This is a genomic window from Photobacterium salinisoli (assembly GCF_003614885.1).
Taxonomy (GTDB): domain Bacteria; phylum Pseudomonadota; class Gammaproteobacteria; order Enterobacterales; family Vibrionaceae; genus Photobacterium; species Photobacterium salinisoli.
On the sequence record NZ_QZMS01000007.1, the window covers coordinates 117,639 to 138,321 of the forward strand.

Below are 20,683 nucleotides of genomic sequence, written 5' to 3' on the forward strand. Positions count from 1 at the left end.
CAGCTTCGCAGGAAAGGACAATGGGGGAGCGGATGTGCTCCCCCTGGTGTAGATCAAGTGTCTAAATCAGGCTTTCACCGGGATCTGTTTCAGAATGGCAACCATTTGTTCCCAGAACAGGCCAACGGTTTTAATGTTCACTTTCTCGTCGGGTGAATGCGGGTATTTAATGGTCGGGCCGAAAGAAATCATATCCATATTGGGGTATGGCTCTTTAAACAAGCCACACTCCAGGCCTGCATGGATCACCATAATATCCGGGATCTTTCCGTAAATATCCTGGTAGGTTTCGCGGAACAGATGCATCACTTCCGAATCCGGATCAGGTTTCCAGCCCGGATAGGCGCCGGAAAATTCACACTGCGCACCGGCCAGCTGGGCCAGGGCGCTCAGCGAGTGTTCAACACTGCTGCGGCCGGAGTCGATCAGAGAGCGGATCAGGCACAGCAGAGTCACGCGGTCAGCCTCTGTGGTGATCACGCCAAGGTTGAGTGAGGTTTCAACAACACCTGAAATGTCGTCACTCATGCGTACCACTCCGTTCGGGCAGGCATTGATCAGCGCCAGCAGACGTTGCTGGCTGTCAGCAGATAAGCTATTAGCATGCAATTCGTGGTTTTCAACCGACAGTTTGATACCGGTTTCTGTATTACCCAACTCAGCATTCAGTGTGCTTTGGAATTGTCCGAAACACGCTTGCAACGCATCAGCTTTTTGGGTTGGCAGCGTCACTATGGCAAAGGCTTCGCGGGGAATCGCGTTGCGCAGTGTGCCGCCTTTGAGGCTGTTGACACGCAGCCCCAGCTCTGCAGCGTGGGCAAACAGGAAACGTCCCAGCAGTTTATTGGCGTTGGCCCGACCGGTGTGAATGTCGCAGCCTGAGTGTCCGCCTTTCAGGCCTTTAATCATCAGTTTGACAGCAGTATGATCTGCCGGAACCGGCTCACGCTCAATAGCAAGAGATAGCTCGGCATCCACGCCACCGGCGCAACCCATGTAGATTTCACCTTCCTGTTCAGAATCGGTATTGAGAAGAATATCGCCTTCCAGCCAGCCTTCCTGCAGACCAAAGGCGCCCGTCATACCGGCCTCTTCATCAATGGTCAGCAGTACTTCCAGAGGACCATGCTCTATGTCTTTTGAGGCCAGTACAGCCAGACAGGTTGCCATACCAATGCCATTATCAGCACCTAAAGTCGTGCCTCTGGCGGTTACCCACTCACCGTCGATATAAGGCTGAATAGGGTCAACCGTAAAGTCGTGGTCTGTGTCTTCATTCTTTTGCGGAACCATATCAATGTGCGCCTGAAGCACCACGCCTTTGCGGTCTTCCATCCCGGCAGTGGCAGGCTTTTTAATAAATACGTTGCCAGTGCTATCGCGGCGTACGGTCAGGCCTTGGCTTTCAGCAAAACGAATGATGTGCTGAGCCAATGCCTCTTCATGTTTGGATGGGTGTGGTATGGCGCAAATTTGATCAAAGAACTGCCACACGATTTGTGGCGAAAGATGGCTGATTTCAGACACAGAACTCTCCCTAATAAACTGTCATTCATGCTGCCAGAGCCGGACTATCATAGGGCGATTATCCGGAAATGGCAGATGAATATCTTACCTCAGCGATGGAGGGCTTGCTAATAATCCATTTTCTATTCGTTAAATCTTAAATTGAGAGATCTGTACATTAAGGTGACGACCACTGGTGAGAAGCTGCTCACTGGCTGCCGCAATCTGCTGCCCTTGTGCAACATGGCTGTGGCTGTGCTCGCTCAGTTGCGACAGGCTGATGTTAATGGCTTCTGTCGCATCGGACTGCTGCTGGCTGGCATCGGCAATGTGTTGATTGAGTTCTCGAATAGTATGAATTTGCTGGCTGATAGCTTCCAGTGCACTGGCGACATCTTGCGCATGTTTTACCGTACTGGCTGACTGCTCACTGGTTTGAAGCAGGGCGGTGCTGACATTGGTGGAGCGATTTTGCAGGCGGGTGATAATGGCTTCTATCTCATTGGTGCTGGACTGAGTGCGGGTAGCCAGAGTGCGCACCTCATCGGCAACCACGGCAAAACCGCGACCCTGCTCGCCGGCACGTGCAGCTTCGATGGCTGCATTGAGCGCCAGCAGGTTGGTTTGCTCTGCAATGTTGCGGATCACATCCAGCACAGCGCCTATGGTTTCAGAGTCTTCAGCCAATGCCTGCGCACTTTTATTGGTTTCATCCAGCAAGGCTAGCAGGGCACGCATCTCCTCTCCGGAGCGGGATACGACACTCAATCCTAATTCACTGTGAGATTGTGCAGCGGTTGCGGCATCGGCAGCCGTCGCGGCCGATCGTGCGACTTCCTGATTACTGGAATGCAGCTCTGTCATGGCCGAGGCGACTGAATCTACTCCCTGATGCGCCTGACTTGCACTGTCGGCCGTGGTGTTGGCGACGGCATTGAGCTGGCTGGCGGCTGAACTGATATGTTCGCTGACGGGGGCAAGAGCACGCAGCATGTCACTTATCCGATCCGCGAACTGATTATAGGCTTCAGCAATGCGGCTCATTTCATCATTGCCCTGAACCGGCAGGCGCCGGGTTAAATCACCTTCACCACGCGATATGTCCTGCATCGCCTGTAAAGTGGATTCACACGGGGCGGTGATACTGCGGCCAATCACCTTGGCCAGAACCAGCATCAGGATCAATGAAGCGGCCAGAATGAGCCCAAGACGCTGTAACTCAGAGTAAAACAGCGCTTTAACATCATCTACATAAATGCCTGACCCTAAAATCCATCCCCAGGGTGCAAATCCTTTCACATAGGAAATTTTATCAACAGGCTCTGAATGGCCTGGTTTTTCCCACTGATAATCCACAAAGCCCTGGCTTTGCTGCCTGACAATATCTGCCATGCTGACAAACAGTGTGTGGCCGAGCGGATCTTCAAACCGGGACAGATCTTTACCGTCCAGTTCGGGTTTGAACGGATGCATCACCATTTTGGGATGGTTATCGTTAATCCAGAAGTAATCGTTATTCTCGTAGCGCAGGCTGGCGATAGCCTGTTTTGCCTGTTGCTGTGCTTCACTGCGTGTCAGCTGGCCCTGAGTTTCCAGTTGGTGGTAGTAAGTCAGCAAACTGTGTGCACTTTCGACCAGGTTTCTGGTTTTATCCCGTTTTTGGTCCAGAAGGGTATCCTGATAGCCAGATATAAAGGTAATCAGAGGTAGCAGGGTCAGAATGGTAATGATCAAGCCCAGCAGATACAGACGGCTGCTGATAGATAGTGAACGTAAGTGAGGGAGTTTTGTCATAGCGCTTTCTTCCTTGCTTGCACTCAGGCAAATGACCTGCACTGATGTTGTCTGCTTATTCGGGAATAAGGTATGCCACTTTAGTCTCATTTGTGTGGATTTACGGTCTGGCTAACATAATTAGTGGTGTAATAAATTATCGTTAATGGGGGTTTTTGAGATATTTACCCATAAAAGTGTGACGAGGTTAAAATTAAAGTTGTAATTAAATTACCAATTGGTTATTGTTATCCCAAGTTGAAAAACGATAGTTAGCACAAGGAAAGGTCAGTGCATTAACTCCAGGGAACCGAGATTGGTGGCCAGGTTGCTCTCAGGCAGCCTCCAGGCAATAGAAATATATTAGGAAGTCGTTGTCATGAATGTATATGAATCCACAGCAAAATTTTGGAACAATAAAGGCGTTTTCAGTGGTGCGTTTAGCTACCCGCGATCCTTTGGTTACTGATAGTTGAATTGCTCACGGCACACATCCCCCTGATGTGCCTGCAGCCTTAGCGTTGCAAACAGATGTTCACCCCCTAACTTTCAAGACTAATCAGATGGTTGCTCTGCTGCAGTGATTGCTGTTAACAGAGACCCGAAAACTTAGTTTTGCCGCCACCCGGGAAAGGGTGGCGTTTTTTTATCTTCCGCTTAACTTAATTAGTTTTCATCCGGCATTTTTGACGATAATGTTGCGAAAATGAATGTATTCGATTACACCCCGCCAAACAGAGTAAAGATTTCACTCTTTATACATGATTAAGCGTTTGCTTTTGCTGTGAAAAATATAAGTGATTAAAAAATCAACCAGGATGGTTTTGTTGTTATGTTTTTGATTTTGAATTATTTTTATTCAGGTATTGGCTGTGGTTTGGACTAAAATCAGCCATATATCTGACACTGACGGATAATTCTGACCAGTCTGGTAATTTACTACTGATAAGCCTATAATCGCCCCCCAAAATTACTGCGACGCAATCGTTTACTATTTGCTGTGATACTTTTTTGCGTTTCAGAGGTAGCAAACACTTTTCTCCAAGGACCAGAGAGCAATGCTTGAGAAACTGTTTAAGTTGAGTGAAAACGGTACGGACGTTCGTACTGAAGTTCTGGCAGGTGCAACGACCTTCCTGACGATGGCCTATATTATCTTTGTGAATCCGTCCATGTTGTCGGCAACAGGAATGGATAAAGGTGCGGTCTTTGTGGCGACCTGTCTGGCAGCCACGATAGGTTGTTTTGTGATGGGCCTGGTGGCTAATTACCCGGTTGCTCAGGCGCCTGGTATGGGCTTGAATGCTTTCTTTACTTATTCCGTTGTACTGGGAATGGGGCATACCTGGCAGGTTGCGCTGGCGGCGGTTTTCTTCTCTGGCCTGTGTTTCATTGCCTTGAGCCTGCTCAAAGTACGGGAATGGCTTATCAATGCCATACCTATGTCTCTCCGGATTGGTATCACGGCGGGAATCGGATTATTTCTGGCCTTTATCGCGCTGCAAAGTGCCGGGATCGTCGTTGATAATCCAGCGACTCTGGTACATGTCGGTGATCTGACAAGCTTTCCTGCCGTTATGGCATCACTTGGCTTCGTGCTGACAATTGCTCTGGTACACCGTGGATTGAAAGCTGCCGTATTGCTGGCGATTTTGATCGTAACGGGCCTGGGCATCCTGTTTGGTGACATCCAATACAACGGGATTGTGTCTGCGCCGCCAAGCATAGCACCGACTTTCATGCAACTGGACTTTAGTGGTGCCCTGGATGTGGGTCTGGTATCGATTGTTTTTGCCTTCCTGTTCGTGGATCTGTTCGACACTGCCGGTACTCTGGTTGGTGTGGCAACCAAAGCCGATATGGTGGATAAAGACGGCAAGTTACCGCGACTGAGCCGTGCGCTGCTGGCAGACAGTACCGCAACCTCTGTGGGGGCTTTACTGGGGACATCCAACACTACCTCATACGTTGAAAGTGTCGCGGGGGTAGCTGCGGGAGGCCGAACCGGCCTGACGGCTGTCACTGTTGGTGTTCTTTTCCTGCTGGCGCTGTTCTTCTCGCCACTGGCTGGCATGGTGCCAGCGTACGCAACCGCAGGGGCACTGTTTTATGTGGCCATTCTGATGATGTCAGGTCTGGTGGGTATTGACTGGCGTGACTTAACAGAAGCAGCACCTGTAGTTGTGGTTTGCCTGCTAATGCCGCTAACATATTCTATCGCTGAAGGTATAGCTCTGGGCTTTATCACCTATGCTGCAGTGAAATTGCTCAGTGGAAAAGGACGCGAGGTGAACATCAGCGTTTGGGTTATTGCCGCACTGTTTGCAGCTAAAATCATCTTTTTATAATTTGTTTATCGACCAGCGGTTTTTATTCGCTGATTTAGAGGTTCATCGGATATGAGTAATAAGTTCGTCATCACCTGGGACAACATGCAGAGTTACACGCGTCAGCTGGCTGAGAAGCTGCTGCCTGCCGAGCAGTGGAAAGGTATTATCGCTGTGAGCCGTGGCGGTTTGGTACCGGCTGCTATTCTTGCGCGTGAACTGGGTATTCGCCATGTTGATACAGTATGTATTTCAAGCTATGACCATGATCATCAGCGTGATATGAAAGTACTGAAAAAAGCAGAGGGTGATGGTGACGGCTTTATCGTAGTGGACGATTTGGTGGATACCGGCGGTACGGCGGAAATGATCCGCTCTATGTACCCTAAAGCAAAATTCGTGACAGTATGCGCCAAACCTGCCGGAAAACATCTGGTTGATGATTATGTTGTCGATATTGCGCAGGATACCTGGATTGAGCAACCCTGGGATATGGCAGTGACCTTTGTGGATCCTATTGCCAAGCGCTGAGTAAGACAGCCACCCTGCATTTTTTCAAAAAGGAGCGAACAGGCTCCTTTTTTTGTGCCTGTTGCTTGGGGTAATGGCAGAGAAAACATATACAATATAGCCAGATTCAATGTTATCGCTGGGTGGCGGTAGCAGGTTATGAACCGACAAATGCAGGAGTCAATTGTGTCTGAGCCTTCCAAGGTAAACTTGTCTGAAAAATTGTTTGCTCCTCGTCAAACGACCAAAGAAACCTCAAGTCTGGTTAAGCTGGCCCATACTTCATCCCAAGAAGTTCATAATGCACTCGATGGGGACAGTGAAAGCGGCTGGTACCGTGTTCTGCGACGCCCGCTATGGATTTGGCAAGGCGTTGATCCTATTGAAATGGAGAGTGTTTTTGCCAAGATTGCCAGTGCCGATGCACAACGTACCAATGATGATCTGCTGGATACAGTGATCGGTTACAAGCCTGGCAACTGGGTTTACGAATGGTCACAGCTGGGCAGTAAATACCAGCGATTAAGCCGTGAGTGCCTGGATAAGGGCGACAGCGAACAGGCAGCTAAACTGTTGCTCAAAGCCAGCACCCATTATGGGATTGCTGCCTATCCCCACCTGAAGGGAGATGAACTGGCCGCCCAGGCAGAGCTTCAGGCGAGCCTGACCTATAAAGATGCCACCGAACTGATGCCGCATCAGGTAAAAACCATTGATGTCGCCTACCAGGGCAAAAAGTTTCAGGCTTTTATTCACTTGCCTTGTACCGATAAGTTGTTACCGACAGTGATTGTCAGTGGTGGTCTGGATACATTGCAAACTGAGCTGTGGCCCTTGTATCAGGATTACCTCGGCCCTGCCGGTTTTGCGATGATCACACTGGACATGCCATCAGTTGGCCACAGTGCGGCCTGGCCATTGACCGAAGACACCAGCCGCCTTCACCAGGCATTGCTGCAACAGGTGCGTGATGTGCCCTGGGTGGACCATAACAGGGTCGCTATGCTGGGGATACGCTTTGGCGGCAATGCTGCTATCCGGCTGGGTTTCCTGGAACCTACACGACTGAAAACCAGTATCAGCATTGGTGGCATTATTCATGGACTACTGAGCCAGCCTAAATTGTTGAACAGTATGCCCAGAATGTATCTGGACATGTTTGCTTCCCGGATGGGAAAAAATTGGGTTTCTAAAGCAAGCCTGGTGTCTCATATGAGTGCCTGGTCGCTCAAGCAGCAGGGGTTGCTCGCCCGTCGTAAAGTCGATATCCCTATGCTTGGGGTCAGTTTAAAAGACGATCCTGTGTGCCCTGAGACGGATAACCAGCTGATTGCTTTATCAAGCCGGGGCGGGAAAGCGGTGACTGTGCCTGCCGCGCCTTTGCATGATGGTTATCACAGAGTGATGAGCACGGTAGTCGACTGGTTGAAGGACACGCTGTAAAGCGGCTTGTTCTGGTCCGAGGATGTAAATAATATGTTGCCATTTCATTGGCCTTGTGCGTTAAATAGTCATTCCAACAAGGGATATTTTCAGAAAGTTGCGCTTTTTTTGAACTCCGACTAAGGATGGACATGCTATGCCAACACAAGTCATTTTTCCTCCTCATGGCCGCCTGATGACCAAGCTGACCGCGCTTGGTCCGTATCTCCGCCAGCAGCACTCATCCGAAGGGCACTTTTTCTTCGATTGTCTTGCCAGTTGCATTAATGCCAAAAAAGCACCGGAAGAGCGTGAGTTCTGGGGCTGGTGGCTGGAAATGGTTGAAACAGAGGCCGGCTATCAGTACCGTTATTATTTCGGGCGCTATGACATCAATGGCGACTGGCTGGAAGACAAAGTGCCGGCCAAGCACCTGGAGCCGGTCCAGCAGACTCTGGATGATTTTTACCAGAAACTGATTACCCTGCTTGAACAGGAATACTCGCTCTCGCTGAGCCCGGCATCGGATCTGTCGTCACCGACTTTATCCGTTTCGGCCTGATTTCAGTACTAAACCCTGAAAAAGCAGAAAATGCGCCGTTACCGGCGCATTTTTCTTGTGCTTTACGGTCGGGGTTGATAAAACAAATGCCATTCATCCGCATCCTTTTTGAATCCTCATGGCAGATAATCACGAAAAACATCTCAGTGAGCAAAGTGCTCACCATACAGAGCAAACTGCAATACAGACCATAGTAGTGAAACTGGGTACCAGTGTGCTGACTGGCGGCACACTCAAGCTGGACCGGGCCCATATGGTTGAACTGGTTCGTCAATGTGCACATTTGCGCCAGCAGGGTCACCAGGTGATTATTGTGACTTCCGGTGCGATTGCCGCAGGTCGCGAGCATCTGGGTTACCCTGAACTGCCGAAAACCATGGCCAGTAAGCAGCTGCTGGCTGCCGTGGGCCAGAGCCGCCTGATTCAGGAATGGGAGCAGCTCTTTAGTATTTATGGCCTGCATGTGGGCCAGATGCTGTTAACCCGCGCAGATCTGAATGACAGGGAGCGTTATCTGAATGCCCGGGATATGCTGCTGGCCTTACTGGAGCACGGGATTATTCCTGTCGTGAATGAGAATGATGCCGTGGCAACCACTGAAATTAAAGTCGGTGATAACGACAACCTCTCCGCGCTGGTTGGCATTCTGGCCGGTGCGGACAAGCTGTTGCTGCTGACCGATCAGCCCGGGCTGTTTACTGCCGATCCGCGCAGCAATCCGGATGCGGAATTGATACGTGAAGTACATACCATAGATGAAACTCTGCGTAAGCTGGCCGGTGGCAGTGTCGGTGGTTTAGGCACAGGCGGTATGGCGACAAAACTGCAGGCGGCAGATGTGGCTCGCCGGGCAGGGATTGAAGTGATTATTGCCGCTGGCAGCAGACCGGAAGTGATTGCCGGCATAGTGAAGGGCGAGCAATTGGGCACGCATTTCCTGCCACTGGAATCGCCACTGGAAAGCCGTAAGCGCTGGATTCTGGCCGGTCCTCCTCCTGCCGGGGATATTATTGTCGACGCCGGGGCCGCCATGGCCGTGACACAGCGCGGCAGCAGCTTGCTGGCGAAAGGTATTACTGCGGTGAAAGGTGAGTTTGAGCGGGGCGAAGTCGCCCGCATTTACAGCACCGATGGCATTTTGCTGGCCCGGGGCATCAGCCGTTATTCCAGCCTGGATATTGCTAAAATCGCTGGTAAACACAGCCAGGATATCCACAAGGTACTGGGTTATGAATACGGGCCGGTTGCTGTGCACAGGGATGATCTGGTACTGATATAACCAGAAACAGATAATCATCCCCGAGCCTTTGAGGTCATTGGGGATGAAGTGATTTGCTAGAGACAGACCGATAAAGGGGAACAGGGTGGAATTGCAAGCAATGGGACAGGCAGCCAGGCAGGCTGCTTTTACACTGGCAACGACAGCGACAGCGCAGAAAAATCAGGCGTTGGCGTTTATCGCCGATGAACTGGAAGCCCGTCAGGCAGAAATTCTGGCAGCCAATGAAAAAGATCTGGCTGCGGCGCGTGAAAGCGGCATGTCTGAGGCATTGCTGGATCGGCTAATGCTGAATGCATCGCGTCTCGCGGCTATCGCCGGCGATGTGCGCAATGTGATTGGTTTGCCGGATCCTGTTGGTGCTGAGCTGGACTCGCGCGTGCTGGAAAATGGCATGCGTCTGAGCCGTCGTCGTGTTCCGTTAGGTGTGGTAGGGGTGATTTATGAAGCCCGCCCGAACGTGACCATTGATATCGCCGCTCTGTGTCTGAAAACCGGTAATGCCAGCATTTTGCGCGGCGGACGGGAAACCTTCCACTCCAATATGGCGCTGGTCAGTGTCATTCAGCAGGCCTTGGAAAAAGCCGGCTTGCCCGGTGCATCGGTGCAGTATATTGCCAAACCGGACAGAGAGCTGGTCTCTGAGCTGCTGACCATGGATCAGTATGTTGATATGATCATTCCCCGTGGTGGTGCCGGCCTGCACAAAATGTGTAAAGAAAAAAGCACCATTCCTGTGATTATCGGTGGCTTTGGCATCAGTCATGCCTTTGTCGATCAGTCTGCCGATTTGGCGCGCGCGCTGGATGTGGTGGAAAACGCCAAAGTGCAGCGTCCGTCCGCCTGTAATGCGCTGGATACCCTGCTGGTCCATGAGGCGGTGGCAGCCGATTTTCTGCCTGCATTCGCAGAACGCATGAATCAGAACAAAGTGCTGCTGGTTGCTGAGGGGCAGGCGCTGAGTATACTGCAAGGTCAGGCCGATCAATTGCGCGAAGCGCAAGAGGGAGATTTTGATACCGAGTGGCTGAGTTATACCCTGGGAGTGAAACTGGTACCTGATGTAGAAGCGGCTATCCGCCATATGCAGGATCACAATGCCAGCCATTCCGATGCGATTCTGACCAATGATTTGATGTCGGCCGAGCGTTTCATCAATGCAGCAGGTTCTGCCGCTGTGTATGTCAACGCTTCAACCCGGTTTACCGATGGTGCACAGTTCGGACTGGGCGCTGAAGTCGCGGTTTCGACCCAGAAACTGCATGCCCGCGGCCCGATGGGGTTGGAAGAACTGACTAGCTATAAGTGGGTCGGACAAGCGGATTACCTGTGCCGCAGCTGACGCAAAAACAGTACTGAATGCGCAACATAACCGGTTCAGAGCAACCGGTTATTTTTTATCTGCCGCATCGTCCTGATCTGCTGCATCGTCCTGGGGGTGTTTATGCTTCAGGTTCTCGACTTCCTGTTGTTTTCGTAATAGTTCCTGAGTTTTGTCGTGACGGCCAAATTTCATATTGGCTGTGTATTTAATAGCGGCAATATTGCTGACCACCACGCTCACAATGATGATAGAGATAACCCAGGGATTGAGCAGCCATTCCATCTCAGACCTCGCAGATGTTGTTGATGTACTTACTGTAAAGCGTATCAAGGTTTGCCAGAATATGCGATTTTCCTGCAACAGGTTGACTGCCTATCACAGTGGCAAGCTGGCTTGGCGTTAGCTGCTCCCGAAGCGACTGACTGAGCGGAAAATAGCTGATATGCCAGGGCTCGACAGCGACCCCACCTAAATCAACGGCATAAGGCCGGTAGAAACCAAAACGGCCCATATTGTCCGTCAGCCAGGTGTTGAATGCGGCCTGGTGGCCGCCTTCTTCATACTCCCAGGGTTCTAACTGTAACTGTGAGCCTTCCGGCAGGCAGTTACGGGCATAGACATCCAGATCCGTCCCCCAATGATGGCGGCTGGCACCGGGCAGGGCTGACCAGCGTAAAATCGCCCGGATCTTATCCAGTTCATTCAGACAGCTTGTATCCAGCGGCTGGCTGCAGCTGTCCAGTATCGGACGTACGCCATTGAACTTGTTATTCCAGATCAGCATCTGGCGCTCAAAGGAGCGGAAGGCGCTGGCGATTGTCAGCTCGAACCCTGCGTCAGCGGCCGCCTGTTGTAAGGCGGCCAGCGCATCGTGAACGCCCTGATGGATCAGGCGCTGCTGATACTCACAGAGATGGCTTTCGTCCAGCCCTGTGAGTTGCTCCAGCGTCAATGTGCTTTGACTGAGTGTCATGCCAGGGCTTTTTCCATCACTTTCTGGTACATATCGGTGAGCTTTTCCAGATCGGCCATTTTTACACATTCGTTGACTTTGTGAATGGTGGCATTAACCGGTCCCAGTTCGACGACTTGTGCCCCGGTGCGGGCAATGAAACGGCCATCAGAGGTTCCGCCTGTCGTCAGCAGTTCAGGACGCTTATGGTTAACTTCCTCAATGGCGCTGACCACAGCTTCCAGTAAGGTACCTTCGTCGGTCAGGAATGGGTGGCCGCTGAACGTCCAGATAAGATCATAGTCAAGTCCGTGGGCATCCAGTACCGAATGGACTTTGCGCTTGATGTCTTCAACCGTCAGCTCAGTGCTGAAACGGAAATTGAACTGGACATGAAATTCGCCTGGGATCACATTGGATGCCCCTGTGCCAGCTGCGACATTGGCAATCTGAAAACTGGTCGGCGGGAAGTAGTCGTTGCCGTTATCCCAGACAGTGGCAGAGAGTTCGGCCAAGGCCGGCATGGCTTTGTGAACCGGATTATCGGCCAGGTGAGGGTAGGCCACGTGGCCCTGGACGCCTTTAACGATCAGATCGCCGGTGATAGAGCCACGGCGACCGTTTTTCACTACATCGCCGACTTCATGAGTGCTGGACGGTTCGCCGACAATACACATGTCGATTTTTTCCTGTCGCGCTTCAAGCGTATCCACAACCCGCGTCGTACCATTAATGAAAGGGCCTTCTTCATCTGAAGTGATCAGCAGGGCGATAGAGCCTTTGTGGTCCGGATTCTCAGCCACAAAACGTTCAATGGCAACTATCATGCAGGCCAGTGAACCTTTCATATCGGCGGCGCCACGGCCGTGCAGATAACCGTCAATAACAGTGGGTTCAAACGGCGGCGTGTGCCATTGCGCTTCTGGTCCTGCGGGCACGACATCAGTGTGACCGGCGAACACAAATAAAGGTGCTTCTGTGCCACGGCGAGCCCAAAAATTGGTGGTATCTTCAAATACCATGGTCTCAATCTTGAAGCCCAGTTTTTCCAGTCGGGCAATCATGACATCCTGACACCCGGCATCTGCTGGGGTGACTGATTGTCGGCTGATAAGGTCTTTGGCCAGGGCGATGACTGGGCTGTCTGACATCCGTGTTTCCTTCTTAATATGACGTAGTGAAAGTGATTTTGAACGTTAAGCGAAAATAGCCTGATACTGATCCGGTTTGAAACCCAGATGGTAACTTTGGTTGTGAACCAGTAACGGACGTTTGATCATGGCCGGTTGTTCCAGCATTAATGTGAGTGCGCTGTCGCGGTTGAGGGTATTTTTCTGCTCATCACTTAGCTGGCGGAAAGTGGTACCGCGTTTGTTCAGCAAGGCTTCCCAGCCCAGTTCGGCTTCAAATGATTCAAGGAGGCCGCGATCCAGACCGTCAACACGGTAATCATGAAAACGGTACTCGATGCCTTGCTCATCGAGCCACTTTTTCATTTTTTTGATGGTATCGCAGTTTTTGATCCCGTAGGCGATGGTGCTCATAATCTAACCTGTTTTTCTGTCTGGCAGGAATAATAAAACAAGCCCCTTTTATAACGGGAATGCGCAGGGTTCGCAATGGCAAACCCTAATTGAAGTCCGGGATGAGGGTTATCTGTCCTGCGTTTGCAGGTAGATGACGGTGGCTGCGGTGCGGGAGCCGACGTCCAGCTTTTTCAGCAGGCTTTTGATATGCACTTTCACTGTCGCTTCTGAAATGAAGAGCTGGACAGCGATATCTTTGTTGCGTTTACCCTGGGCGACCAGATGGAGGATTTCTTTCTCTCTGCCGGTCAATGTATTGAGCGGATCGCCGGTGTTGGCGCTGTCTGCCAGATACTGACTGATTTGATGACTGAACACCTGCTGGCCGGCAACGGCCTGATGCAGTAATACCAGCAATTGCTCGGGTTCGGTATCTTTCAGCAGGTAGCCGTCCGCACCGGCTTTGATCAGAGCGCGAATGTCACTGGGGTTATCGGACACGGTCAGGATGACGACTATCGCCTGGCTGTCCTGTTCACGCAGAGCACGCAGGGTATCTAACCCGGATAAGCCTTTCATATTCAGATCCAGTAAAATCAGATCGGGTTCGTGCTCGCTGGCTAAATCCAGTGCCTGATAACCGTTACTGGCTTCACCGGCCAGCTCAAAACCGGCTTCCAGTTCCAGTAACTGGCCAAGCCCGCGGCGCATCAATGGGTGGTCATCAACAATTAAAACCCGGTATACCGGCGTGTTACTCATGGTTATTTCCTGTGTTCTGTAGCGCAAATTTCAGTTGAACAAGGCAGCCTTTACCCGGTGCGCTGGTAATAGTCAATTGGCCGCCGAGGCTCTCGGCGCGTTCATTCATGATAGACAGGCCATAGTGTGAAGCCTTGCTGTGTTCCGGATTAAACCCCTGACCATCGTCGGTAATTTCAACCAGTACATGGTTTCCCTGCTGAATACAGTCAACGGTTATCGTCTTGGCTCTGGCATGTTTAATGGCATTGATGACGGCTTCTCTGGTCAGGTGGAGCAGGTGAATATGCTGTGGTGCGGTCAATTGAATTGACGGCAACTGATTATGAAGCAAGATAGTGGCATTGGTTTGATTACGCAGCACACTCAGCATGTCGTTCAGGGCATCACCCAGCTTGCCGGGTTTGACCGACAGACGAAAGGTATTGAGTAATTCGCGAAGCTGGCGATAGGCCTGCGACAGGCCATTATCAATATCATCAATCACACCGTTGGCGGATGCCGGTGATGTGGCTAGCTGACGCTTGAGCAGGGTGAGCTGAATTTTCAGATAAGACAGCGCCTGAGCCAGTGAGTCATGCAATTCCCTGGCTATGGTGGCCCTTTCTTCCATTAGCAGCAACTGCTCGTTCTGGACCTGATTCTGCTGAGCATAGAGTGCACGGCTCAGCAGGTGACCGACACTGATGATCAGTGCCGGGTCGGGACAGGGCAAGGTATGTTGCCACCAAAGCGTGCCCTGGTGCTGGTTCTCCTGCTTAAGCGCATGATGATGCCAGGACTGATTCTCGGCAGGTTCGCCGGCCTGAAACTCCGTCCGTATGCCTTGGCCCTCTTCGACGACCAGCCTGATAGCCGCGAAGCCCTCCAGCTGAATCAGCCGGTCTAGTACCTGACTGAAGTGCTTGGCCTGAATGCGGTTCAGGGATAATAACTGTGCGCAGTCATACAGAGTTTTCAATGCATTGTTGGCTTCCTGCAGCCGGCGCGTTTTCTCTTCGACCGTGTGCTCCAGCGCCTGGTAACTTTGTCCCAGTTCTTCAGCCATCTGATTGAACGCTTTAGCCAGAGTGCCCAGTTCATTCTGGCTGTCTTCCTGTACCCGGACGGCAAAATTGCGAGACTGTACCTGCTGACTGGCGATGAGCAGGTTATGCAGCGGGGGCACAATAAACCGTCGGCTGTACTGAATCGCAAACAGCGCCAGCAGCAGAATCAGCCCCAGCCCCAGCCCGGCAATGATGGCCATCAATTGCAGTTTTCGCTTTGAAAAGTCTTGTAATTCATAGACGAAGTGATCGATTCGGTCGACAAATTCGGGCACCTGATGGATGAAAAAGTCAGGGTGCTGGCCGGTCAGCTCCGGGCTGATGCGGTGCCAGTCGTCCAGTATTGCCTGATAGCTTTGGGTCAGATCGTCTGGGGTGGTCAGCCCGAGCAGGGAAGTCATTGCTGGGGTCGCCAGCGTCTGGCTGAACTGGTCGATATCCTGTGTGCTCGCCGCTCCCTTCCCGGCCAGCTGAAATGCCAGCCGGTAGCTCTGCATGCGGAGCGAACCGGCCAGATTGACCACTTCAGCATCATAACGGCTGGCACTGACGGCAAACATAGTGGCGCCTGTGGTCAGCAGTGAAAGCAAGACAATGGCCAGCATGACGCTGGCCACCGTTCCCGTGACACTGCCAGCCAGCAGGCCAGACTTTGGCAGGGTGTTTGAGGGGGATAAATTCGGACGTTTGGGCACACGTTCTCCTGCTAAGCGTGGGAGGCTTTCCATTTCAATAAGACTGTTTTCGCTGATGCTGTGCATTTTGTGAAGTTAAGCGTTGTACTTTCTTGATCTCAAACAAGGTTAGGCCCGAATTACCTCCTTAGGGGTATGTTAAGCCCTGAATACCCACACCTAAACTATGTCTATACTTTGACTGTTTATCTCTGAATATGTTGCCTTTTGCAGGCAGTGGAACCCATGTGTAATACCTATGGCTGATTTAGCACGACGATTCTGGCTGCGGCGAGACAGTGCGCCACAGGCGCCACGATTACCCTGGATGATCGACGATCACGCGTTTACGGATCAGTGTACGCGCTGTCAGGCCTGTCTGAGTGCCTGTGAGACCAAGATCATAGTGCAGGGTGATGGCGGTTTTCCTCAGGTTGATTTTCAGCGTGGTGAATGCACTTTCTGTTATCAGTGTGCGCAGGTGTGTCCGGAGCCGTTATTTCGTCCCCGGCAAGAACAGCCCTGGCAGGTCAGTGCCACCATTTCATCAGCCTGTCTGGCCAAACAAGGGGTGGATTGCCGGACATGCGGAGACGAATGTGCACCGTCGGCGATACGCTTTGTCTTGCAGCCGGGAAAGGTTGCTCAACCGGTAATCAGTGACGCAGATTGCACCGGCTGCGGTGCCTGTGTGTCCGTCTGCCCAACTCAGGCTATTCAGATTCAGTCTGTCACTAAAGTGGAATAACACACTTATGAAGCAACGAGGTGCACCTGATCAATCCAGTTCAACCCAATCTGTCGCATCTGACTGTTTGTCGGAGGAAGTCCATATTTCCAGTCTGGTTGTGCATGTCAAACCAGAAGGACTTATGCAGGTAAAAGCTCAGATTAATGCGCTGCCACAGGCTGAAGTGTACGGAGAGAGCCACGTCGGCAAGCTGGTTGTGGTGCTGGAAACCCCGAGCCACAGAGAGGTGACAGGCATTATTGACACGATTAATGCATTTGAATATGTGCTGACGACTTTTCTGGTGTTTCACCAGGTTGAGCAGCAGGGACCTGACTTTGAGGACACACCATGAAAATGACCAGACGGGCGTTTGTGAAAGCGAACGCGGCAGCATCGGCTGCAGCTGTGGCCGGCATTACTTTGCCCGCTTCGGCGACAAACCTGATTGTAAGCTCAGATGAAACCAAAATTCACTGGGATAAAGCCCCCTGCCGCTTTTGTGGTACCGGCTGTTCAGTTTTGGTGGGTACGCAAGAAGGCCGGGTGATAGCGACTCAGGCCGATCCTGAAGCCGAAGTGAATCGTGGCCTCAATTGTATTAAGGGCTATTTCCTGTCCAAGATTATGTATGGCTCTGATCGCCTGACCACGCCATTATTGCGCATGAAGGACGGCCAGTACCATAAAGACGGTGATTTCCAGCCCGTCAGCTGGGAGCAGGCCTTCGACATCATGGCCGAAAAATGGAAAGCGGCGCTGAAAGCCAAAGGGCCAACCAGTGTGGGAATGTTCGGTTCCGGCCAATGGACAGTGATGGAAGGCTATGCGGCCTCCAAGATGATGAAAGCCGGGTTCCGTTCCAACAATATTGACCCCAATGCCCGCCATTGTATGGCCTCAGCCGTGGTGGGTTTTATGCGGGCGTTCAATATGGATGAACCCATGGGCTGTTACGACGATTTTGAACATGCTGATGCGTTTGTGCTCTGGGGCTCGAATATGGCTGAGATGCACCCTATATTGTGGACACGCATTACCGACCGGCGGCTTAGCCACCCACATGTCAAGGTCAACGTGTTATCGACCTATTACCATCGCTCATTTGAGCTGGCGGATAACGGGATGATTTTCCATCCGCAGACCGACCTGGCTATCGCCAACTTTATTGCCAATTACATCATTGAAAATGACGCAGTGAACTGGGACTTTGTTGACAAACACACCCATTTCAAACGCGCAGACACCGATATCGGCTACGGCCTGCGCGATGATGACCCATTGCAGAAAGCGGCGGCGCATCCTAACTCTGGCGTCATGCATGAGATGACGTTTGAGGAATACAAAAAATCCGTCTCTGAATACACGCTGGAAAAAACCGTTGAACTGTCTGGTGTGGAGAAGGAGAAGCTGGTCGAACTGGCCAAGTATTATGCAGATCCAAACACCAAAGTGATGTCGCTCTGGACCATGGGGATGAACCAGCACACCCGTGGAGTCTGGATGAATAATCTGGTGTACAACATCCACTTGCTGACAGGCAAAATTTCTCAGCCCGGCAACAGTCCGTTTTCCCTGACCGGACAGCCATCGGCCTGCGGTACGGCGCGTGAAGTCGGTACGTTTGCTCACCGTCTGCCCGCAGATTTGGTGGTAACTAATCCTAAGCACCGGGCGACTGCAGAAAAAATATGGAAGCTGCCGGAAGGCACGATTCCAGCAAAACCGGGTTTCCATGCAGTACAGCAGGATCGTATGTTGCATGATGGCGTGCTGAATGCCTACTGGGTGATGTGTAACAACAATATGCAGGCCGGGCCGAATATTAATAAAGAACGCTTACCGGGATACCGCAATCCGGAGAACTTTATTGTGTGCTCCGACCCTTATCCGACAGCCACAGCCCAGTCTGCTGATCTGGTACTGCCAACCGCCATGTGGGTTGAAAAAGAGGGCGCTTATGGCAACGCGGAACGCCGTACACAGGCATGGTATCAGCAGGTATCCGCACCGGGGGAGGCCAAATCGGATCTATGGCAGATTATGGAATTCAGCAAACGCTTCAAAATGGAAGAAGTGTGGGATGAAGCTTTGCTCAATAGTATGCCGGAGTACAAAGGCAAGACGATGTACGACGTACTGTTCCGTAATGGCCAGGTGGATCAGTTCCCGCTGGAGCAAGCGCAGGAGCTCAATGATGATGCCAAAGCCCAGGGGTATTACGTGCAGAAAGGGCTGTTTGAGGAGTACGCCAGTTTTGGTCGCGGCCATGGCCATGATTTAGCGCCTTACGATGACTATCACGAGGTCCGGGGGCTGCGCTGGCCTGTGGTTGATGGTCAGGAAACACGCTGGCGCTATGCCGAAGGTTCTGATCCTTACGTGCCTGAAGGCAAAGGGTTTTACTTTTACGGCCAGCCAGATGGTAAAGCCAACATTATCTTTGCGCCTTATGAACAGCCGCCGGAAGTGCCGGATGAAGAGTACGATTTGTGGCTGTGTACCGGCCGGGTATTGGAGCACTGGCACACAGGTACTATGACCCGTCGGGTGCCTGAATTGTACAAAGCGGTGCCGGATGCGGTGTGTTACATACACCCTGACGAGGCGGAAAAACGTAATTTGCGCCGGGGCGATGAGGTTATTCTGACTTCCCGCCGCGGTGAGGTGCGTTGCCGGGTGGATACCCGGGGGCGTAACAGACCGCCGGTCGGACTGGTTTTTGTTCCTTTCTTTGATGCCCGGGTGTTGATCAACAAACTGGTACTGGATGCCACTGATCCCCTGTCCAAACAGACAGACTATAAAAAATGTCCAATCAAGATCAGAAAGGCGTAAAGGGATCCGACCATGAAAATGACATCTAAATTTGCCAGTGGCTTGATGGTTTTGTTGCTCGCATTTGGCGCGGCTCATGCCGCGAACGAAGAGCTGGTGGGTGGTAATGGTGGTCTGCATTCGTTACGTGGCCAGACGGAAATCAAAGATACGTTTCCCGGTGAAAGCTGGAAAAAGTATCCGAAAGACGGCCAGCCGATTGACAGCGATTATGTGTACCAGCCGCCGTTGATCCCGCATACGATTCGCAACTACGAGGTCTCGCTCAATGCCAATAAATGCTTGTCGTGCCACAGTTGGAAATACGCCAACGAGATGGGAGCGACAAAAATCAGCGTAACGCATTACCGTTCCCCCCGTCAGGGTCAGGTGCTGTCAGATGTGTCGCCCAGCCGCTATTTCTGTCTGCAGTGTCATGTCCCTCAGGCTGACGCGACTCCCTTGGTGGATAACACGTTCAAGCGGGTTGACGCCCTGGACCAAAAATAACGACGGAGCCTGTTATGAATATCATTAAACGCTTCTGGCGCCGTCTTAGTTCACCGAGTAAAGCGGCAGCTGGTGTGGTGCTGTTTCTGGGCTTCATGGGTGGCTTGCTGTTTTGGGGGGCATTTAACACCGGGATGGAGGCCACGAACACCGAAGTGTTCTGCTCAGGTTGCCATGCACCGATAGTGAAGGAGATACGTGAAACCATCCATTACTCAAACCGCTCGGGTGTGCGGGCGATTTGTTCTGATTGTCATGTGCCTCATGAATGGACAGATAAGATTGTCCGCAAAGTGCAGGCATCGAAAGAGCTGTTTGCGTTTGCGATGGGGACGATAAACACCGAAGAAAAATTTCAGGAAAGGCGGGGGCATCTGGCTCACCGCGAATGGAGCCGGATGAAAAACAACGACTCCAAGGAGTGCCGAAACTGTCATCAGTTTGAGTACATGGATTATTCTGAACAAGGGTTACGCGCAGTGAAGCAGCATTCAGAGGCACTCGCCTCGGGAGATAAAACCTGTGTGGACTGCCATAAAGGGATAGCTCACAGACTGCCTGATATGAAAGATGTTGAAGGCTGGCAATAAGGAGAGAGCGATGAGTACGCTGGAATCGGTTATCTGGCATGTGCTTGGTTATGCCGCCATGCCCGTCATTATCTTAACGGGGTTTCTGATGGTTGCTGTAGTGTCTTTATGGATACTTTCATTCGGAAAAGACAAACCTGGCCGTTAGCGGCAGCCGTTATCCTGGCCAGGCGGCTTCCTGCTGATGATCAAAGCCGCCAGCCAGGCAGCATAAAGCGGTAACCAGTCAGTCAGAAATGCAGAAAATGGTGAGCGGCCTGTAAGCCAAATTTCACCCAGGTGAAGTACAGCTACGCAGGCCAACCCAAGCAAACAGATAATACGAAACACATTCCGCTCCATATCTATATCCTTTTAAAAGCTACGGATA

At 51.6% G+C, this 20,683-nt stretch carries 21 protein-coding genes; 12 read left to right on the forward strand and 9 right to left on the reverse strand.

Features of this window, described 5'->3' with window-relative positions; translation table 11 throughout:
• Nucleotides 1–66 precede the first annotated feature (66 nt).
• Complete coding sequence (locus tag D6M16_RS01235) at nt 67–1,527, reverse strand: aminoacyl-histidine dipeptidase (protein WP_120510214.1); 1,461 nt, start codon at nt 1,525–1,527, stop codon at nt 67–69.
• Between the two features lie 129 nt (nt 1,528–1,656).
• The gene (locus D6M16_RS01240; RefSeq protein ID WP_120510215.1) at nt 1,657–3,300 is read right to left on the reverse strand and encodes a methyl-accepting chemotaxis protein; all 1,644 of its coding nucleotides are present in this window, start codon (nt 3,298–3,300) and stop codon (nt 1,657–1,659) included.
• A gap of 1,037 nt (nt 3,301–4,337) precedes the next feature.
• Here D6M16_RS01240 and D6M16_RS01245 point away from each other — a divergent pair.
• The 6 genes from D6M16_RS01245 to D6M16_RS01270 all read left to right on the forward strand — a co-directional run bounded on the left by D6M16_RS01245 (nt 4,338) and on the right by D6M16_RS01270 (nt 10,721).
• Nucleotides 4,338–5,627, forward strand: coding sequence for an NCS2 family permease (locus tag D6M16_RS01245; protein ID WP_120510216.1), 1,290 nt, complete (start codon nt 4,338–4,340; stop codon nt 5,625–5,627).
• A 51-nt stretch (nt 5,628–5,678) separates the two neighbouring features.
• The gene (gene gpt / locus D6M16_RS01250; protein WP_120510217.1) at nt 5,679–6,137 is read left to right on the forward strand and encodes a xanthine phosphoribosyltransferase; all 459 of its coding nucleotides are present in this window, start codon (nt 5,679–5,681) and stop codon (nt 6,135–6,137) included.
• A gap of 165 nt (nt 6,138–6,302) precedes the next feature.
• Nucleotides 6,303–7,559: an esterase FrsA gene (frsA, locus tag D6M16_RS01255; RefSeq protein WP_120511822.1), complete on the forward strand. Its 1,257-nt coding sequence runs from the start codon at nt 6,303–6,305 to the stop codon at nt 7,557–7,559.
• A 136-nt stretch (nt 7,560–7,695) separates the two neighbouring features.
• Complete coding sequence (gene crl, locus D6M16_RS01260) at nt 7,696–8,100, forward strand: sigma factor-binding protein Crl (RefSeq protein WP_120510218.1); 405 nt, start codon at nt 7,696–7,698, stop codon at nt 8,098–8,100.
• Nucleotides 8,101–8,218: 118 nt separating this feature from the next.
• Nucleotides 8,219–9,379: a glutamate 5-kinase gene (proB, locus tag D6M16_RS01265; protein WP_120510219.1), complete on the forward strand. Its 1,161-nt coding sequence runs from the start codon at nt 8,219–8,221 to the stop codon at nt 9,377–9,379.
• Nucleotides 9,380–9,464: 85 nt separating this feature from the next.
• Nucleotides 9,465–10,721 (forward strand): glutamate-5-semialdehyde dehydrogenase, encoded by a 1,257-nt coding sequence (locus D6M16_RS01270; RefSeq protein WP_120510220.1) that lies wholly within the window; start codon nt 9,465–9,467, stop codon nt 10,719–10,721.
• Between the two features lie 48 nt (nt 10,722–10,769).
• Here D6M16_RS01270 and D6M16_RS01275 read toward each other — a convergent pair whose 3' ends face one another.
• The 6 genes from D6M16_RS01275 to narQ form a co-directional block, all read right to left on the reverse strand.
• Complete coding sequence (locus D6M16_RS01275; protein WP_120510221.1) at nt 10,770–10,985, reverse strand: DUF2897 family protein; 216 nt, start codon at nt 10,983–10,985, stop codon at nt 10,770–10,772.
• A 1-nt stretch (nt 10,986) separates the two neighbouring features.
• Nucleotides 10,987–11,655 carry a M15 family metallopeptidase gene (locus tag D6M16_RS01280; RefSeq protein ID WP_205576851.1) on the reverse strand — a complete coding sequence of 223 codons (669 nt, stop codon included), beginning with the start codon at nt 11,653–11,655 and terminating at the stop codon, nt 10,987–10,989.
• A gap of 17 nt (nt 11,656–11,672) precedes the next feature.
• Nucleotides 11,673–12,806, reverse strand: a complete 1,134-nt coding sequence (gene dapE, locus D6M16_RS01285; RefSeq protein WP_120510223.1) for a succinyl-diaminopimelate desuccinylase — start codon at nt 12,804–12,806, stop codon at nt 11,673–11,675.
• 45 nt (nt 12,807–12,851) lie between these two features.
• Nucleotides 12,852–13,199, reverse strand: a complete 348-nt coding sequence (locus D6M16_RS01290; protein WP_120510224.1) for an ArsC family reductase — start codon at nt 13,197–13,199, stop codon at nt 12,852–12,854.
• Nucleotides 13,200–13,307: 108 nt separating this feature from the next.
• Nucleotides 13,308–13,943 (reverse strand): response regulator, encoded by a 636-nt coding sequence (locus D6M16_RS01295; protein WP_120510225.1) that lies wholly within the window; start codon nt 13,941–13,943, stop codon nt 13,308–13,310.
• Nucleotides 13,936–15,687: a nitrate/nitrite two-component system sensor histidine kinase NarQ gene (narQ, locus tag D6M16_RS01300; protein WP_162940892.1), complete on the reverse strand. Its 1,752-nt coding sequence runs from the start codon at nt 15,685–15,687 to the stop codon at nt 13,936–13,938. Before narQ ends, D6M16_RS01295 begins: the two co-directional genes overlap by 8 nt.
• Before the next feature lie 238 nt (nt 15,688–15,925).
• On the opposite strand from narQ, the gene napF reads away from it, so the two are divergent.
• From napF to D6M16_RS01330, 6 genes are read left to right on the forward strand one after another with little or no spacing between them, the layout of a single operon-like run.
• Nucleotides 15,926–16,414, forward strand: coding sequence for a ferredoxin-type protein NapF (gene napF, locus D6M16_RS01305; protein WP_120510227.1), 489 nt, complete (start codon nt 15,926–15,928; stop codon nt 16,412–16,414).
• A gap of 7 nt (nt 16,415–16,421) precedes the next feature.
• Nucleotides 16,422–16,751: a chaperone NapD gene (locus D6M16_RS01310; protein ID WP_120510228.1), complete on the forward strand. Its 330-nt coding sequence runs from the start codon at nt 16,422–16,424 to the stop codon at nt 16,749–16,751.
• Nucleotides 16,748–19,234 (forward strand): periplasmic nitrate reductase subunit alpha, encoded by a 2,487-nt coding sequence (gene napA / locus D6M16_RS01315; protein WP_120510229.1) that lies wholly within the window; start codon nt 16,748–16,750, stop codon nt 19,232–19,234. Before D6M16_RS01310 ends, napA begins: the two co-directional genes overlap by 4 nt.
• 18 nt (nt 19,235–19,252) lie before the next feature.
• On the forward strand, nt 19,253–19,723 hold the full coding sequence (locus D6M16_RS01320) for a nitrate reductase cytochrome c-type subunit (RefSeq protein WP_420812223.1): 471 nt from the start codon (nt 19,253–19,255) through the stop codon (nt 19,721–19,723).
• Nucleotides 19,724–19,737: 14 nt separating this feature from the next.
• Entirely contained in the window at nt 19,738–20,313 is a 576-nt protein-coding gene (locus D6M16_RS01325; RefSeq protein ID WP_120510231.1) for a NapC/NirT family cytochrome c, read from the forward strand.
• Between the two features lie 10 nt (nt 20,314–20,323).
• Nucleotides 20,324–20,461, forward strand: coding sequence for a TIGR02808 family protein (locus D6M16_RS01330; RefSeq protein WP_120510232.1), 138 nt, complete (start codon nt 20,324–20,326; stop codon nt 20,459–20,461).
• On the opposite strand, the gene D6M16_RS01335 is transcribed toward D6M16_RS01330, so the two are convergent.
• Entirely contained in the window at nt 20,458–20,655 is a 198-nt protein-coding gene (locus tag D6M16_RS01335; RefSeq protein ID WP_120510233.1) for a hypothetical protein, read from the reverse strand. The two genes, D6M16_RS01330 and D6M16_RS01335, sit on opposite strands and share 4 nt — an antisense overlap.
• Nucleotides 20,656–20,683: the final 28 nt, after the last annotated feature.